The 16,825-nt window shown below is 42.4% G+C and carries 13 protein-coding genes and 1 tRNA gene; 11 read left to right on the top strand and 3 right to left on the bottom strand.

Annotation, left to right across the window (positions count from 1 at the left end):
• The first annotated feature begins 54 nt into the window (after positions 1-54).
• Both nadA and ACVBJC_RS02475 read left to right on the top strand, forming a co-directional pair.
• Positions 55-1,122, top strand: a complete 1,068-nt coding sequence (gene nadA, locus ACVBJC_RS02480; protein WP_447159207.1) for a quinolinate synthase NadA — start codon at positions 55-57, stop codon at positions 1,120-1,122.
• Between the two features lie 230 nt (positions 1,123-1,352).
• Positions 1,353-1,442, top strand: a tRNA-Ser gene (locus ACVBJC_RS02475).
• Between the two features lie 165 nt (positions 1,443-1,607).
• On the opposite strand, the gene ACVBJC_RS02470 is transcribed toward ACVBJC_RS02475, so the two are convergent.
• Together ACVBJC_RS02470 and cls are read right to left on the bottom strand one after the other, a co-directional pair.
• Positions 1,608-2,246 (bottom strand): sulfotransferase, encoded by a 639-nt coding sequence (locus tag ACVBJC_RS02470; protein WP_447159208.1) that lies wholly within the window; start codon positions 2,244-2,246, stop codon positions 1,608-1,610.
• 149 nt (positions 2,247-2,395) lie between these two features.
• Positions 2,396-3,853, bottom strand: a complete 1,458-nt coding sequence (gene cls / locus ACVBJC_RS02465) for a cardiolipin synthase (RefSeq protein WP_447159363.1) — start codon at positions 3,851-3,853, stop codon at positions 2,396-2,398.
• A gap of 169 nt (positions 3,854-4,022) precedes the next feature.
• On the opposite strand from cls, the gene ACVBJC_RS02460 reads away from it, so the two are divergent.
• The 4 genes from ACVBJC_RS02460 (at position 4,023) to ACVBJC_RS02445 (ending at position 9,751) form a co-directional block, all read left to right on the top strand.
• Positions 4,023-4,904: an endonuclease/exonuclease/phosphatase family protein gene (locus tag ACVBJC_RS02460; protein ID WP_447159209.1), complete on the top strand. Its 882-nt coding sequence runs from the start codon at positions 4,023-4,025 to the stop codon at positions 4,902-4,904.
• Between the two features lie 35 nt (positions 4,905-4,939).
• Positions 4,940-6,895, top strand: a complete 1,956-nt coding sequence (locus ACVBJC_RS02455; protein ID WP_447159210.1) for a RecQ family ATP-dependent DNA helicase — start codon at positions 4,940-4,942, stop codon at positions 6,893-6,895.
• 189 nt (positions 6,896-7,084) lie between these two features.
• The gene (locus ACVBJC_RS02450) at positions 7,085-8,857 is read left to right on the top strand and encodes a DUF885 domain-containing protein (RefSeq protein WP_447159211.1); all 1,773 of its coding nucleotides are present in this window, start codon (positions 7,085-7,087) and stop codon (positions 8,855-8,857) included.
• A gap of 219 nt (positions 8,858-9,076) precedes the next feature.
• A complete protein-coding gene (locus tag ACVBJC_RS02445; protein ID WP_447159212.1) occupies positions 9,077-9,751 on the top strand; it encodes a response regulator transcription factor in 675 nt (224 codons plus the stop codon).
• 75 nt (positions 9,752-9,826) lie between these two features.
• Here the strand turns inward: ACVBJC_RS02445 and ald are convergent, their stop codons facing one another.
• Positions 9,827-10,942 carry an alanine dehydrogenase gene (gene ald, locus ACVBJC_RS02440; protein WP_447159213.1) on the bottom strand — a complete coding sequence of 372 codons (1,116 nt, stop codon included), beginning with the start codon at positions 10,940-10,942 and terminating at the stop codon, positions 9,827-9,829.
• 180 nt (positions 10,943-11,122) lie between these two features.
• Here ald and lrp point away from each other — a divergent pair, with 180 nt between their 5' ends.
• The 5 genes from lrp to crcB all read left to right on the top strand — a co-directional run bounded on the left by lrp (position 11,123) and on the right by crcB (position 16,820).
• Complete coding sequence (gene lrp / locus ACVBJC_RS02435; RefSeq protein WP_447159214.1) at positions 11,123-11,626, top strand: leucine-responsive transcriptional regulator Lrp; 504 nt, start codon at positions 11,123-11,125, stop codon at positions 11,624-11,626.
• A gap of 189 nt (positions 11,627-11,815) precedes the next feature.
• Complete coding sequence (locus ACVBJC_RS02430; RefSeq protein WP_447159215.1) at positions 11,816-14,416, top strand: DNA translocase FtsK 4TM domain-containing protein; 2,601 nt, start codon at positions 11,816-11,818, stop codon at positions 14,414-14,416.
• Positions 14,417-14,485: 69 nt separating this feature from the next.
• A complete protein-coding gene (lolA, locus tag ACVBJC_RS02425) occupies positions 14,486-15,112 on the top strand; it encodes an outer membrane lipoprotein chaperone LolA (RefSeq protein ID WP_447159216.1) in 627 nt (208 codons plus the stop codon).
• Between the two features lie 9 nt (positions 15,113-15,121).
• Complete coding sequence (locus ACVBJC_RS02420; protein WP_447159217.1) at positions 15,122-16,453, top strand: replication-associated recombination protein A; 1,332 nt, start codon at positions 15,122-15,124, stop codon at positions 16,451-16,453.
• Complete coding sequence (gene crcB, locus ACVBJC_RS02415; protein ID WP_447159218.1) at positions 16,446-16,820, top strand: fluoride efflux transporter CrcB; 375 nt, start codon at positions 16,446-16,448, stop codon at positions 16,818-16,820. The genes ACVBJC_RS02420 and crcB overlap by 8 nt, the downstream gene beginning before the upstream one ends.
• The last annotated feature ends 5 nt before the right edge of the window (positions 16,821-16,825 follow it).

Genomic DNA, 16,825 nt, shown 5'->3' with positions numbered 1-16,825 from the left:
TTGTTAACTATTCCGTATAATTCCGCTAATCCGTTATTGCCCATTGGTTTTACTATGAGCGCATTCGCCCCAATTATCGAAAATATTGACTATCCTTTTCCACCCAAGCCTGCTCCTTTATCCGATCGTGAGAAAGCTGAATCAACAGCCAGAATTAAGCAGCTTTTAAAAGAAAAAGATGCGGTTTTGGTTGCGCACTATTATACCGACCCAGAAATTCAAGCTTTAGCGGAAGAGACCGGCGGTTGTGTTTCTGACTCATTAGAGATGGCCCGTTTTGGCCGTGATCATCCCGCTAAAACATTAATTGTTGCTGGCGTTAAGTTTATGGGTGAAACCTCTAAGATCCTAAGTCCAGACAAAACGGTGTTAATGCCAACACTGGAAGCCACTTGCTCGCTCGATCTTGGTTGCCCAATTGAGACCTTTAGCGAGTTTTGTGATGCTCACCCAGATCATACTGTAGTGGTTTATGCTAATACCTCCGCAGCAGTAAAAGCTCGTGCAGACTGGGTTGTGACATCGAGCATTGCACTTGAAATTGTTGAGCATCTCGATAGCGAAGGTAAGAAGATTATCTGGGGCCCAGATCGCCACTTAGGTAGTTATATTGCAAAACAAACCGGTGCTGAAATGTTGATGTGGCAGGGCGAGTGCATTGTCCACGATGAGTTTCAAGCCAAAGCATTGCGTGAACTGAAGAAGTTACATCCCAATGCCGCTGTTTTAGTGCATCCAGAATCTCCCGCTAGCGTAGTAGAACTCGCTGATGCAGTTGGCTCAACTAGTCAGTTGATTAAAGCAGCCCAAACCATGGATAACGATATGTTTATCGTGGCTACCGATAAAGGGATCTTCTATAAGATGCAGCAGGCAGCCCCTAACAAGGAGCTAATTGCTGCACCGACAGGTGGAAATGGCGCGACTTGTAAGAGCTGTGCACATTGCCCTTGGATGGCGATGAATGGCCTCAAAGCAATTGAAAGTGCGTTAGAGAATAAAGACGCGAGTGCGCATGAGATCTTTGTCGACGATGAATTGCGCCTCGATGCACTCAAACCACTGGATAGAATGCTGGATTTTGCGGCTTCTTTAAATATGAAAGTTAAAGGTAATGCTTAAACTTTAGCAATTGATTTTAAATAAAATAGCCTGCAAAGCAGGCTATTTTATTTTTATTCGTCGAGTAAATCTTTTAATTGACCATCAATTGTGCAAACGAAGAGTAATAGCGCTATTTGGCTTGACGCAATAAGGCCTTTTCAGTAAAGTAGCGCTCCGTTGCTAAGCAATTATTGTAAAAGATTTTTGGTAGCAATCGTGGTGCTTAAACACGTAAAAGATAATGCATCGGTGAGCTGGCTGAGTGGCTGAAGGCGCACGCCTGGAAAGTGTGTTTAGGTTAATCCCTAACGAGAGTTCGAATCTCTCGCTCACCGCCATATTAGAAAAGCCCGTTATCGCAAGATAACGGGCTTTTTGCTGTCTGTTACTTAGCTGTCTATCTATATACCTACCGGTAACTCTTTGTGCTACGAATTATCTGTTACTTTCACTCTGTTACTAATAGTTTGATAACAGGGCTTTTAATCAGTTTAGTTAAGGGCTTATCGTTTAGCTGCATAATCAAAAAACTTTCTATTTTCGATCCCCGCACTATTTGAATTCACTTTATTCGGATGCTTATGCTCCGCCCAGCAAGCCACTTTTTTTCCGATATTTAAGTGGGGGAACTTTGGCGTGCCTTCGAATCCGATACCGAGAAAACTCAGCATGCGGGTTAAGCTATCTTGATGGCTAACATTAATACGAATGAAATCATCACGGCCATCGAAATAATGAATGACTTGTTGTTGATGACGTAAGTAACAGGCTTTTAGGTGCTCTGCATCATCAGGTTCTTTTGCAATAGCAAGATCGAACGTATTGTTAAAGGTCCGTTTAAGGATCGGGTTAAACGTACCCGTTTTCAGATCCAGCTGTGCCTTCATTTTATTGATAAGCATCTGCATAGAGGGAACCCATTGCGACAAATCACGCTCAAGGTAAACAAATTTGGAGTTGGGAAAGAGCCCATCCAGTTGTTGATAATCACAAAAACAGGGAGAGTCTGAAATGATGTCGGCTAAATGAAATGCCTGTTTAGTATATGCGGTATGGGCGACTTTAAAACCATAATCGAGCATAGCAACACTGATACTTGTAGTGCCAGTTCGCGGAAGGCCAATAATAAAAACTTTATTCATAATGTTGCCAAATATCGCATTCAAGCGATAACTACTATCAGGCCTAGCTTTCTAGGCTAGACCTCAGGGTGAGGGTAATGAGCAAGGGCTCTGAGTAAGAGTACTGGCTAAAGTTCTGTTCAAAAGTTCAGCGAAAACTACCCAGATGGTTAGAGTAACGGACTAAAAAGATAAAATATTCGCTCAGCGGTGCGGCTAGCAATAGAGCGCTTTGCCCATTCCTGAGGTGAAATCTTATTTGAATCTTTAAGGTAATCCTGTTGAACCTGTTCAAGCTTTTGAGTGAAAACAAGGTTATCGACAGCGAGTGTCACCTCGAAGTTAAGCCATAAACTGCGCATATCCCAGTTAACTGTGCCGATTAAGCAATGATTACTGTCGATAACAACTGACTTGGTATGCAGTAAGCCACCTTTAAATCTATGTATGTTGACCCCAGCCTCTAAGAGCTCGCTGAAAAATGCGCGACTTGCCCATTCAACCATCAATGAGTCATTTTTATCTGGGACAATAATATCAACTTGAACATTACGCTGTGCGGCAATAATCAATGCCATGTGTAAGTTATCGCTGGGAACGAAGTAGGGCGTTGTTATAACAATACTTTTTTGAGCCTGATATATACTTTGGAGTAGCACACGGTGGATCACTTCTTCGCGCATGCCAGGCCCTGAAGGAATAACTTGCACTAAATCGGTAATTTCACTGTCTTCATGAGACAAGCACTTGGGTTGCTCTGGAAGAAAACGTTCGTTGGTTTCAACTTCCCAGTCCCAGGCGTGAATACTATTGAGTACGGGGACAGACGTGCCAGTGATCCTAACCATGACATCAATCCATTGTCCGACGCCCGCGTCTTGATTAAAAAACTTAGGGTCGACCAAATTCATTGAGCCTGTATAGGCAATTTGATTATCTACGACAACAATTTTTCGATGTAATCTGAGATCTAAGCGTCTAAAGAACATACGAAAAGGTGATACCTCTAGCGCGCTAACGACTTCAACACCCTTTTGTTTCATGAGTTTTGGCCATTGGCTTTTGAAGAAGTGTCGACTTCCCGCCGCATCGAGTAGTAAGCGTACTTTCACGCCTCGCGCCGCACTTTGTATGAGCGCCTGGGCAACATCATCGGCTCTGCCGCCGGGGTGCCAGATGTAAAACTCTAATAATATTGTTTCAGTCGCTTGGTTTATGTCTTCAATAAGATTATCTAAAATCTCATAGGTTTCGCTGCACAGGGTTAAATTATTATCGGCCAATGCAGGGATCCCGACTTGCTTTTCACAAATGGCACTGATTGATTGACCATATAGGCTGGCAACATGAGGGCGATACTTTCGGTACTCATAGAGCTTTTTAAACCACTCTCCATAAGGTTTGAACATCAGCTCTGCTCGAAGCGCTCTTTTTTTGCCTAAATTGAGCTCACCAAAAAGTAAGTAAGCAAAAGCACCGCCTAACGGGACAATATAGATAATCATTAACCAAGCGAGTGATACGCCAATCGTTCGCCGTTTGGCAACGACACGAATACTAATACCAGCAATTATCAACCAGTACACAAAGACGCCTGCTATGGTTAGTAGCTGATAAAACTCATACATGTTGTGTTTGATAAATTTATCCTTAGTCACTCAAAGCCAAGTGCGGGCGAGCGTTGGAGGGTGCTTGAGCGAATAATCCCTGTCTAGAATGATTATGTGATTAAGCGTAATAAGCTATTATAATGAAAAGATTACTTTAAATCTAAAAACAGAGCTGAATAAGTCAATTATGGCGAAAATTATCCGTAAACTCATTTTATTAGCACTTATCGCAGCTGTAGCCGTGGTTATTTATGTCTACGACGCATCGGTTATTCCCTCTGACGATATTCTCGTTAGTAACGATAATCCTGCAGGTGTGCAGGCCCAGTGTATGACAAAACCAACCAAAGCGTCGCTCGATAGGTTCGGCAAGCTCGATATCACTACTTGGAATCTTTATAAGCAAAACAGCGACGGTTGGGATGATACCTTAAAGCAACTCGTAGAACGTTCTGATCTGTTGTTACTTCAAGAGGCGCAGTTAACCAAAGAGCTCAAGAGCTTTGTGGAGTCACAAAAGCTTTCTATGATTCTGGCGCAGGCATTTAGTTTTGATGGCGAACCCGTTGGAGTGATGAATTTGACGAGAGAACCCGCAATGAGTAGTTGCGTGTTTAGGAAGGCTGAACCTTATATCAATTTCCCAAAATCAATGTTGGTGTCGTATTATTTACTGTCAGATCAAAGCCAGCTGTTAGTGATCAATATCCATAGTATTAACTTCACCATCAGTCTAGAAGAGTACCTATCTCAGTTACGGGTAGTGGAAGAAGCGATGCAAGATCATCAAGGACCTGTCATTTTTGCTGGTGACATGAATACCTGGAGCGATACTCGATTGGATACGGTTAAACAATTGGCAAAGCGCACAGGTTTAACTGAAGTTATTCCTGAGGTTGACTCTAGAACAACCATTCTTGGTCACCAGCTTGATCATATATTTTATCGAGGACTAGAGTTAGTAAAAGCTGAATCAATCATCACCTCAAGTTCTGATCATAACCCGGTTAAAGCCTATTTTAGACTAGTGAAAAAACGCCCCGTTAAAGGCATCGCAACAACTAAATAATCATCACATTTACAAAAAATCATACAGGATTTTATATGGATAACGCACTGGCGTTACTTAATCGCTATTTCGGTTTTAGCGAGTTCAGATTGGGGCAGGGCGATGTTATTAACAACGTGTTGAGCGGAAAAAGCGCGGCGGCGATTTTCCCTACAGGCTCGGGTAAATCCTTATGCTATCAATTGCCAGCACTTGCATTACCTAACCTTACTTTAGTGGTTTCACCGTTACTTGCGCTGATGGATGATCAATTACAGTTTCTTAATCGCAAAGGGATCCCCGCGGCATCAATCGATTCAACACAAACAAATGAACAGTCCAGTGCCGTGATCCAAGGTGTGACTGACGGGCAGATTAAAATTTTAATGATCTCGGTTGAGCGTCTAAACAATGAGCGTTTTAGACGTTTTATTTCATCGGTTCCCATCTCGTTGTTAGTGATCGACGAGGCGCACTGTATTTCTGAGTGGGGCCATAACTTTAGACCTGATTATCTCAAACTGCCAGCGTATCAAAGACAACTTAATATCCCTCAAGTCCTGCTGTTAACAGCCACTGCAACTCCGAAAGTTATCGAGGATATGGGCAGTAAGTTTGGCATAGAGCCGCAATGTATTACCCTAACGGGTTTTTATCGCGCTAACCTTAATTTATATGCGGTAGGAATAAGCGCACAGGATAAAATACGTTACTTAAGTGATTGGTTGGTTCAAAAACAGGATCAGAATCAAAGTGGCATTGTCTACGTCACCCTACAGCAAACAGCTGAGACTGTAGCTAAAGCGTTAGTTAATAGAGGTTTTTCAGCTGTTGCTTATCATGCAGGAATGGATAGCGATAAACGTAAAACCATACAAAATCAGTTTATGGCGGGTGAGGTACCCATTATTGTCGCAACGATCGCGTTTGGCATGGGGATTGATAAAAGTGATATCCGTTTTGTGGCGCATTACGACCTGCCCAAATCGATTGAAAATTATGCCCAGGAGATTGGTCGAGCTGGACGAGACGGCTTAAGCTCTGACTGCCTAGTGCTGGCTAATCGTGACAATCTTAACGTGCTAGAAAACTTTGTGTATGGTGATACGCCAGAGCCCAGTGCCATTGAATTTGTCCTAGATGAAATCCGTCAAGCGTCAACCGTAAGCACGCAGTGGGAGCTGATGCTTAACCAACTATCAACGGCCTCAAACATCCGTACATTAAGCTTAAAAACCTTACTGGTGTACCTTGAAATGCTGCGGGTGATTAAGCCTAAGTACAGTTATTTTGCCGATTATCGTTTTAAACTTTTATGTCCTATCGATGAGCTCTTGTCAAAGTTTGATCCGCAGCGTCAAGTGTTTATCAATGCTGTTATCGATAGTTCTGATAAAGCCAAACTTTGGTACAGCGCCAACTTCAGTGCACTGGAGCAAACACTCCCAAATAGCCGAGATCGTGCCATTAAAGCACTCGATTACCTACATCAAAAGCAACTTATAGAATTACAAAGTAAGCAATTAACTCAGGTTTATGACATCTATAGCGCTAATATCAACGATTCGCTCGCGGCGCGTTTATTCGACCGATTTAGCACTAAAGAGCAGAGTGAAATAAGCCGAATTAATCAGTTAGTCGACTTTTTCGACAGCGAAGTTTGTTTAAGTTTACAGCTGGCACAATATTTCGCCGATCCTCACTTAACAGCCCCTTGTGGTCACTGTAGTGTATGCCTAGGTAATCTTGCGCGCTTACCTGCACCGCAACCCCTTAAGCCTTTAACCGACTTCTATTTTAATGATATTTGCCGTGAAGCAATTGAAAAGTTGGCTAAACACCTATCTCCAGTATTATTAAGCAGGTTTTTATGTGGTTTGACGACGCCGATATTTACCAAGATAAAGCTACGGCAGGCTAAAGGTTTTGCTCAGTTTGAGCATTACCGTTTTGCAGAAGTATTGGCCTGGGTTGAAGCCAACCTAGAAGCTGGTCGAATGCAATCAGAATAAAGATGTGAACCCTTAGCGGGAATGTAACGCTAAAAGACAATTTTTAGTGCCGAGCTTTGACAGCCTTTGTTGTGTAACAAAGGTTGTCAAACTGAGTTTAGTTACTGAAAATATGCACAGAACATGATTTACTGGAGCGGATTTTAAAGTGGCAGTAGACCACGCTCTAACAAATTAAGGGACCACACCATGAAAAAAGCCGCACTGCCTTTGGCCATTGCGTTATCTCTTGTGGGCTTAACAGCCTGTCAAAGTCAGCCTACAACTGAGCAAGTGGCGGTTGAGATCACCGATCAAAACTTAGCATTTGCCCAGTTCAGTCAAAATTTTATTGATGCGTTATGGATAGAGTCTCCAACTTGGGCACTTTATAGTGGTTTTCATAAATATGATGGTGTGTTAAAGGTTCCTAATGCTGAAACCCGTGCAGCGAGTTTAGCGTTTATTCAAACACAACAAGCAGCGTTAGCTAAGTTTGACCCTAAACTCATGTCACCAGCGACACTGACCGATTACCGTCTTATCGAAAACTTACTTGCCGAAATGAAGTGGAACATTGACACCTTCAAGTCATGGCAATGGAACCCTGCCAGTTATAACGTCTCTGGTGGATTTGCCCAGATTATTAATGAAGACTTTGCCCCGCTTAGTGAGCGTTTGCGTTCAGTGTTAGTAAGAATGGAAAATGTGCCAGCTTATTACGCTGCAGCAAGAGAAAACATTCAAAACCCAACGATTGAACACACGCAACTCGCGATAATGCAAAACCAAGGCGCATTCTCTGTTTTTTCTAATGATCTACTGAATCAAGTTTTAGCGTCGAGTTTATCCAACGCTGAAAAGGCGTTATTTGCTAATCGTTTTAATAAAGTGACCATGGCAATTAATGAACACATTGATTGGTTAACTGCATTAGAGGCTAAACTTGAGGTCGAGGGCGCGAAAAGCTTCCGTATTGGTGAAAAACTGTACGAACAAAAATTTACCTACGATATACAAGCGGGTATGTCAGGTAAGGCGCTTTATGAAAAAGCTGTCAAAGACAAGAATCGAGTTCAGGCCGAAATGGCCAAAATCTCCAAGAAAATTTGGAGTAAATACTTCGATACTCCCATGCCAACAGATGACAAAGTTGCAATTAAACAACTGATTAATAATCTTTCTGCAAAGCATGTTAAACGCGAAGATTTTGTTGATGAAGTTCGAGCGCAGATCCCAGAGCTGATTGATTTTGTTAACGAGAAGAACCTAGTCACCCTAGATCCAAATAAGCCCTTGGTGGTTCGTGAGACCCCCGCATACATGCGTGGATATGCCGGCGCTTCAATTAGTGCCCCTGGCCCCTATGAAAAGTCAGGTAACACCTATTATAACGTGACACCACTTGATGGAATGAGTGATACCTCTGCTGAAAGTTACCTCAGAGAGTACAATCATTGGATACTACAGGTACTTAATATCCATGAGGCCATTCCTGGACATTACACTCAGTTGGTTTATTCAAATGAATCGCCGAGCCTAATTAAAAGTTTATTTGGCAACGGTGCGATGGTAGAAGGCTGGGCTGTGTATACCGAACGTATGATGCTTGAAGAGGGCTATGGCAATTTTGAGCCTGAAATGTGGCTGATGTACTACAAATGGAACTTACGAGTCATCGCGAATACTATCCTAGATTACAGTATTCAAGTTAACGGCATGACTGAAGAGCAAGCTTTAGATCTCATGATTAACGAGGCATTTCAGCAGCAAGCTGAAGCTGAAGGGAAATGGCGCCGTGCAACACTGAGTCAGGTACAGTTAACCAGTTACTATTCGGGTTACCGTGAGATATACGATTTAAGAGAAGAGTATAAAACGCTTAAAGGTGATGACTTTGACTTAAAGGCATTCCACGAAGAATTTTTAAGTTACGGCAGCGCACCGGTAAAATATATTCGTGAGCTTATGCTGAATAAATAAGTTGTTTACGGTCAATACGTTAACATTAAACCTGCTTACATAGACAAAGTGCAGAGCCGCCAGTAAAAACTTGCGGCTCAGCTTCTTTCAATACCAGATCCTTATCAGAAAAATCGCGATAAATCCCGTTAAATCAATCCAAGTTAATCAAAGATGCTGGTAAATTTTTACCTTTCAATGTAATCTTAATGAAAATTATTCGCATTAAGATTGTTTGAGATGAAACACCTTCTATTGGTAGATGATGATATTGTATTCCTAAAAGCTTTATTACCTGTTTTGGAACAAGAAGGCTTTATTGTCACCGTTGTAAATAGCGGCGCCGATGCACTGGATAAACTAAAGTCCATTAGGCCGGATTTGATATTGTTAGATATCAATTTGCTAGAGTTAAGCGGCTTTGAGTTGCTAACACTGCGACTCGATAAAACACCGGCTATCGTTATCTCAACTTTAGATACAGAAGAGGACAGAATTAAAATATATGAGTTAGGTGCCGATGACTTTCTGAGTAAGCCATTTAGTCACCGTGAGCTAGTGGTGCGGATTAACGCATTGATGCGCCGAATAGACTGCATTAAAAATAATGCTGATTGTCAGCTTAAATTCTCTGAAGATATTAGCTTTGATGATAACCAGTTTATGATTTCAACCTCTGAGCAATCAGTATCGTTCACTCAAACAGAGTTTAAACTGTTTAAGTATTTATTTGAAAGGAAAGGTTTGGTCGTAACAAAGCAGGAATTGCAGCTTAGGGTCTTACAAAAAGAGCTAGGGCAGTTTGATCGTAACCTTGATATGCATATCAGTAATACACGCCGTAAACTGTCAGAAAATCAACTCCCGAAGACGATGATCAATACAGTGAGAGGTAAAGGGTATAGCTTTGCGTAGCCAAGTTGATAGGTTTTATATGTTCATAAAAAAGGGAGCGATTTGCTCCCTTTTTTAATGACTGTTTCTGAGGTGTTACTTAAGTAGAATCATTGGATCAACAAATTCTAAATTAAGCGCTTCAGCAACTTCAGCACAAGTGATCTTACCGTGCATAACATTAAGACCGTTCAGTAAGTGCTTATCTTGTAGAAGTGCTTCTCTGTAACCGAGTTGAGCCAGCTTAATGATGTATGGCAGTGTTGCGTTGTTCAATGCAAATGTCGAGGTGCGAGCGACAGCACCTGGCATGTTAGCAACGCAGTAATGAACAACATCATCAACGATGTAAGTAGGATCTTGGTGAGTCGTCGCATGGGATGTTTCAATACAACCGCCCTGGTCAATTGCAACATCTACGATTGCAGAGCCAGGCTTCATGCGTTTGATATGTTCTTTAGTCACAAGTTTCGGAGCCGCAGCGCCTGGAACAAGAACACCACCAATCACAAGATCAGCTTCAAGTACATGTTTCTCAATTGCATCAGCAGTTGAGTAAATTGCTTTAACTTTATTGTCAAATTGAGCGTTAAGGCGACGAAGAGCATCAATGCTTCTATCTAAAATAACAACGTCGGCACCTAAACCCACAGCCATTTGCGCTGCGTTTGTACCCACCATGCCGCCGCCAATAATCACAACTTTAGCAGGCTCAACACCTGGCACGCCACCGAGTAACATACCGCGTCCACCCATAGATTTCTCTAGAGCCATGGCACCGGCTTGAATAGACATACGGCCTGCAACTTCAGACATAGGGGCAAGCAGTGGAAGGGTACCGCGATCATCAGTGACTGTTTCATATGCAATACAAACAGAACCGCTTTTCACTAGGTCTTCTGTTTGTGGAAGGTCTGGCGCTAAATGAAGGTAGGTGAATAGCAACTGGTCTTCACGTAACATTGCGCGTTCAACAGCTTGAGGCTCTTTTACTTTAACAATCATCTCTGATTGAGCAAACACCTCTGCAGCAGTGTCCAGTATTTTTGCACCGACTTCGATATAATCTTGATCTGTAAAACCAATGCCTGAGCCAGCATTTGTTTCAATAAAAACCTTATGACCACGTGACGTCAATTCACGAACACTTGATGGAACCATGCCAACACGATATTCGTGGTTTTTGATTTCTTTTGGAACACCTATAATCATCTTCGAGCCTCAAATTCGCATAAAAACCCATTTTCTATGGGTGTAATTGTTATTTTGTATTGCCTGAACGTGAATGTTTCAGGGAAATCTAGTATAGTATTCATTCCGCAGTTTATGCTGCTGAAGTTTTTTTAAAAGCAGATAATAATATCGTCTTTGACGTCAACCAGGGTTATATATATGGTTAATAATAAAAAGAGTCCTATAAAAGACTTAGATCGCATCGATAGAAATATACTTAATGAATTACAGATTGATGGCCGAATTTCTAATGTCGAGTTATCTAAGCGCGTAGGGTTAAGCCCAACACCTTGCCTAGAGAGAGTGAAACGACTTGAAAAGCAAGGGTATATAAAGGGTTACACAGCATTAGTGAACCCTCATTATTTAGGTGCCTCTTTGTTAGTGTTTGTAGAGATCACTCTAAACCGTGATACTGCAGAAGTGTTTGATAAGTTTAATAAAGCGGTTCAGTTACTCGATGATATCCAAGAGTGTCACTTAGTCTCTGGAGACTTTGACTACCTATTGAAGACCCGAGTTTCTGATATGTCTGCATATCGTCGCTTATTGGGTGAAACACTTCTTAAATTACCAGCAGTTTCAGACACTCGTACTTATGTCGTGATGGAAGAAGTTAAGCAAACTAATCGTGTTGCTATCAATACTGTTTCAGACTCATAAATAATATACTAAATACAAAAAGGGGCCTAAAAGGCTCCTTTTTTTATACAAAATCCAAATTGATACAAATTGATGCAAACTGTTTGGGTGCATATTTATTCAATATCACTAGAAAGTCGCAAACGCTGCATAAAGTCTTAAATTCTGGTATGTTATCCCTAATTAACGTTTTTTAGTGTAGGTTTTCCATTGTCTAAGGGAAATAGTGTTAAAACGCTCTCAGGCGTACAACGGCTATTAGAAGGTAGTCTCATTGTTTGTTGCATGTTGGCAACTTACGTTCTTATCGCTTTGAGCAGTTTCCATTCTTCCGATCCAGGGTGGAGTCAATCAAATTTCAGTGGCGAAATTAATAACCTAACGGGCGCTGTAGGCGCGTGGTTAGCGGATGTTTTATTTTATTTCTTTGGTTACTGCGCATACATCATTCCTATCATTATCGCGTTAACGGGTTGGTTACTGTTTAAACGAACTCATAAGCTGTTAGAGATTGACTATTTTTCTGTTGGTCTACGTTTAATTGGCTTCTTGTTAATTGTATTTAGTCTTGCTGCGCTTGCGAGTATGAATGCAAACGGACTATATGGTTTTTCAGCCGGCGGCGTAGCGGGTGATGTTATTGGTCAAGCAATGCTGCCTTACTTTAACAAGTTGGGGACGACGCTATTACTACTGTGTTTTGTCGGTGCCGGTTTTACACTACTGACCGGTATTAGCTGGTTAACCGTGATAGAGCTAACAGGCTATGCCACGATTTGGCTATTTAAAAATCTGCGCGATCTACCTAATAAATTTAAGCCTGAATTGGGTGATACCGAAGATACACGCGGTTTTATGTCTGTGGTTGAACGCTTTAAAGAGCGACGTAATAGACAAACAGATGATGACTCGCATGAATACGAAGACGTCGATGAAGACGGCATTGAGCATGATGAATTTGATTCACAGCAAAAAGCCCAAAACAGTAACAGTAAGACTGTCGGACGAGAGTTAACACCTCAACCAAGAGTAAAGCCTAAAGTTATTGAACCTCAATTCAATACACCTAAGGCCAATGAACCTCAATTAACCGAGGCTGATAGCTACCATGCTACTTTAGCTGATGAACCAAGGATTTCAGCCCCATGGGTTAATGAAAGCTGTGATGAAATTGAATCAATCGATTTCAATAATAACGCCTCGTCGGGTGCGGTTAATGCAGTTAAGCGTATTGAGGATGACAAGGCTAAGATTGTTGATGGGATAGTTGTATTACCCGGTCAAGCCATTGAGCAAGAGCGCCAGCCTATGGCGCCGTTACCTAGTATCTCTTTATTGGATGTCCCAAATCGTAAGACCAATCCAATTAGCCAAGAAGAGCTAGAGCAAATTGGTAAGCTAGTTGAGGTTAAACTCGCCGACTTCAATATTACTGCAAACGTAGTAGGTGTTTATCCTGGCCCGGTTGTAACTCGTTTTGAGCTTGAACTCGCTCCTGGGATTAAAGCCTCTAAAATCACCAATTTATCGAAAGATCTGGCGCGTTCATTGTTAGCTGAAAATGTACGAGTAGTTGAGGTGATCCCAGGTAAAGCCTATGTGGGGCTAGAGTTGCCGAATAAGTTCCGTGAAACGGTATTTATGCGTGATGTGCTCGACTGTGAAGATTTCAGAGACGACCCTTCACATCTAAGCATGGTGCTCGGTGCTGATATCGGTGGTAAGCCAGTTGTTGTTGATTTAGGCAAAATGCCGCATCTGCTTGTTGCAGGTACTACCGGTTCAGGTAAGTCAGTGGGTGTAAACGTAATGATCACTAGTCTGTTGTATAAATCAGGCCCTGATGATGTGCGTTTCATCATGATTGATCCTAAGATGCTTGAGCTATCTGTTTATGAAGGGATCCCGCACTTACTGTGTGAAGTGGTTACCGATATGAAAGAAGCAGCTAACGCGCTACGTTGGTGTGTCGGAGAGATGGAGCGTCGCTATAAATTGATGTCAGCACTTGGCGTGCGAAATCTAAAAGGCTATAACGCTAAGATTAAACAGGCTAAAGAGTCAGGGCAGCCTGTACATGATCCACTGTGGAAGTCGTCTGACAGCATGGAGCCAGAAGCGCCAGAGTTAGATAAACTGCCCTCTATCGTAGTGGTCGTCGATGAATTTGCCGACATGATGATGATTGTAGGTAAAAAAGTAGAAGAGTTGATTGCACGTATCGCTCAAAAAGCCCGTGCTGCAGGGATCCATTTAATCCTTGCTACTCAAAGACCTTCTGTTGATGTGATCACCGGTTTGATTAAAGCTAACATTCCAACACGTATGGCGTTTCAAGTTTCATCTCGCATCGATTCGAGAACGATTCTAGATCAACAGGGCGCGGAAACCTTGCTTGGTATGGGGGATATGTTGTACTTGCCACCAGGTACTAGCGTTCCTATCCGCGTTCACGGTGCATTTATTGACGATCATGAGGTTCATAAAGTGGTCGCCGATTGGCATGCTCGAGGTAAACCGCAATATATCGAAGATATTTTGCAAGGTTCTGCAGAAGGTGAGCAAGTGTTATTACCTGGCGAAGCCAGTGATTCAGAAGAGGAGATGGATGCCTTATACGACGATGCGGTTGCGTTTGTGACACAAACTCGTCGTGGTTCAATATCAAGTGTGCAGCGTAAGTTTAAAATTGGTTATAACCGTGCAGCGCGTATTATCGAACAGATGGAACTTCAAGGTGTTGTCAGTGCCCAAGGTCATAACGGTAATCGAGAAGTATTAGCGCCGCCACCGCCAAAAGATTACGTGTAAATAAGTGCCATGCCCCACAAAATATATTCAGTGTTAAGCCTAAAATATAGGCTTAACTCGGAGAAAAAAATGAAAAAGATTTTTGCTATTGCAGCGCTAAGCCTGCCTTTGTTGAGCCACTTTCCAGCTTTTGCTGGAGCGTCTGATGAACTAAAAGTTAAGTTGACTGAGGTCAATAGCTTAAAAGCTAACTTCACTCAGACTGTTACCGACATCAACGATAAAGTGATTCAAAGGGGCGAGGGGGTATTTGCTTTGTCTCACCCCAATCAATTTTATTGGCATTTAACCGCACCTGACGAGTCTTTAATTGTTGCAGACGGTACTGACGTTTGGATTTATAACCCATTTGCAGAAGAAGTTTCTGTTATGGACCTAAATCAGGCTATCAATGCATCTCCCATAGCCTTGTTAGTGCACTCTGACGATGCCACCTGGTCACAATACAATGTTATTCAACACCAAAACTGTTTTGATATCAGCCCTAAAGATAAAGACAGCGGTGTATCTGAAGTGCAAGTTTGCTTTAACGATAAGCAGTTAACTAAAATGGTACTCAAGGATCAACAGGGCAATATCAGTGACTTTACACTGACCAATCAAAGTGTCATTGCCGGTAAAGACCAAGCACTGTTTGAGTTCATCGTACCTGACGATGTAGATATCGACGATCAACGTCTTAAATCGACTAATTAAGAGAAGTTCGTGTCCAGTTTCAGTTTTGATTTTGCACCAGACTTTAGACCGTTAGCCGCAAGAATGCGGCCTGAACGGCTAGAGCAATATATTGGCCAGTCACATCTGTTAGGTGAGGGCAAGCCTCTGCGCCAGGCGCTTGAAGCGGGTCGGGCGCATTCGATGATGTTCTGGGGACCACCAGGCACAGGTAAAACAACCCTGGCCGAGTTAGTCGCACATTATGCCAATGCACATGTAGAACGCATTTCTGCGGTTAGCTCGGGGGTTAAAGAGATCCGTAGTGCCATTGAGCATGCCAAGAGCGTAGCGCAGTCGCGAGGGCAACGTACCTTACTGTTTGTTGATGAGGTACATCGCTTCAATAAGAGCCAGCAAGACGCCTTCTTACCCTTCATTGAAGATGGTACGGTGATATTTGTTGGTGCCACGACTGAAAACCCATCCTTTGAGATCAATAATGCATTGTTATCTAGGGCGCGGGTATACCTTATTAAGCAGTTAGCGCCCGATGAGATAGGCCAAATTGTTCAGCAAGCGCTTGAGGATGAAGAAAGAGGGCTTGGAAAACGTCATTTACTCATGCCTCCAGATGTTTCGTTAAAGTTGGCTCAAATCTGTGATGGTGACGCGCGGAAAGCGTTAAACCTGATTGAGCTAATGAGCGATATGCTTAAAGATGGCGAAGCATTTACCGAAGAGATGATCATCGCAGTTGCAGGTCAACAGCTTGCTGGATTCGATAAAAATGGTGATCAATATTACGATCTGATTTCAGCGGTTCATAAATCAATTCGTGGCTCGGCTCCTGATGCGGCGCTATATTGGTTTTGTCGGATGTTAGAAGGCGGCTGCGATCCTCTTTATATTGCACGTCGCCTGTTAGCGATTGCATCTGAAGATATTGGTAATGCTGATCCTATGGCGATGACAGTCGCCATTAACGCGTGGGAGTGTTTTCATCGGGTTGGGCCATCTGAAGGTGAGCGAGCAATCGCACAAGCTGTATTATATCTTGCTAGTGCACCTAAAAGTAATGCGGTCTATACTGCTTTTGCAGCTGCACGTCAGTTAGCGCGTGAAACGGGTCATGAGCCGGTACCTGAACATTTACGTAATGCACCGACACAACTGATGAAAGATATTGGATACGGCGAGGGCTATCGTTATGCTCACGATGAACCAAATGCGTACGCCAGTGGCGAGAAATACCTTCCGGCCTCGATAGTTGAACATCGTTTTTATTATCCTACCGAGCGTGGATTTGAAAAGCGGATTAAAGATAAGCTATCTCAATTACAGCAGTTAGATGAACAGAGTGAGGTGAAAAGATATGAATAATGTACTTTTTATCGCCTTGGGTGGATCAATTGGCGCTGTTTTACGCTATCTTATCTCATTATTGATGCTTCAGGTATTTGGTAGTGGATTTCCTTTTGGTACACTGGTCGTTAATATTTTAGGTTCGTTTTTAATGGGTGTTGTTTTTGCACTCGGAGAAGTTAGCGAACTTAGCCCAGAGATAAAAGCGTTCATTGGGGTCGGCCTGTTAGGAGCCCTAACCACGTTTTCCACTTTTTCCAATGAGTCTTTGCTTTTGATGCAAGAAGGTTTATTGGTTAAAGCCATATTGAATGTTGTTGTTAACGTATGCGTTTGTATTTTCGTCGTATATCTAGGACAGCAATTGGTGTTTTCTCGTTTTTAACTATT

Source organism: Shewanella sp. 0m-6 (genome assembly GCF_052977325.1).
This window is presented reverse-complemented; position numbering and strand designations above follow the sequence as displayed.

Coding starts and splice junctions, on each gene's coding strand:
- nadA (WP_447159207.1), top strand. CDS start 55: ATGAGCGCATTCGCCCCAATTATCGAAAATATTGACTATCCTTTTCCA.
- ACVBJC_RS02470 (WP_447159208.1), bottom strand. CDS start 2,246: ATGAATAAAGTTTTTATTATTGGCCTTCCGCGAACTGGCACTACAAGT.
- cls (WP_447159363.1), bottom strand. CDS start 3,853: ATGTATGAGTTTTATCAGCTACTAACCATAGCAGGCGTCTTTGTGTAC.
- ACVBJC_RS02460 (WP_447159209.1), top strand. CDS start 4,023: ATGGCGAAAATTATCCGTAAACTCATTTTATTAGCACTTATCGCAGCT.
- ACVBJC_RS02455 (WP_447159210.1), top strand. CDS start 4,940: ATGGATAACGCACTGGCGTTACTTAATCGCTATTTCGGTTTTAGCGAG.
- ACVBJC_RS02450 (WP_447159211.1), top strand. CDS start 7,085: ATGAAAAAAGCCGCACTGCCTTTGGCCATTGCGTTATCTCTTGTGGGC.
- ACVBJC_RS02445 (WP_447159212.1), top strand. CDS start 9,077: ATGAAACACCTTCTATTGGTAGATGATGATATTGTATTCCTAAAAGCT.
- ald (WP_447159213.1), bottom strand. CDS start 10,942: ATGATTATAGGTGTTCCAAAAGAAATCAAAAACCACGAATATCGTGTT.
- lrp (WP_447159214.1), top strand. CDS start 11,123: ATGGTTAATAATAAAAAGAGTCCTATAAAAGACTTAGATCGCATCGAT.
- lolA (WP_447159216.1), top strand. CDS start 14,486: ATGAAAAAGATTTTTGCTATTGCAGCGCTAAGCCTGCCTTTGTTGAGC.
- crcB (WP_447159218.1), top strand. CDS start 16,446: ATGAATAATGTACTTTTTATCGCCTTGGGTGGATCAATTGGCGCTGTT.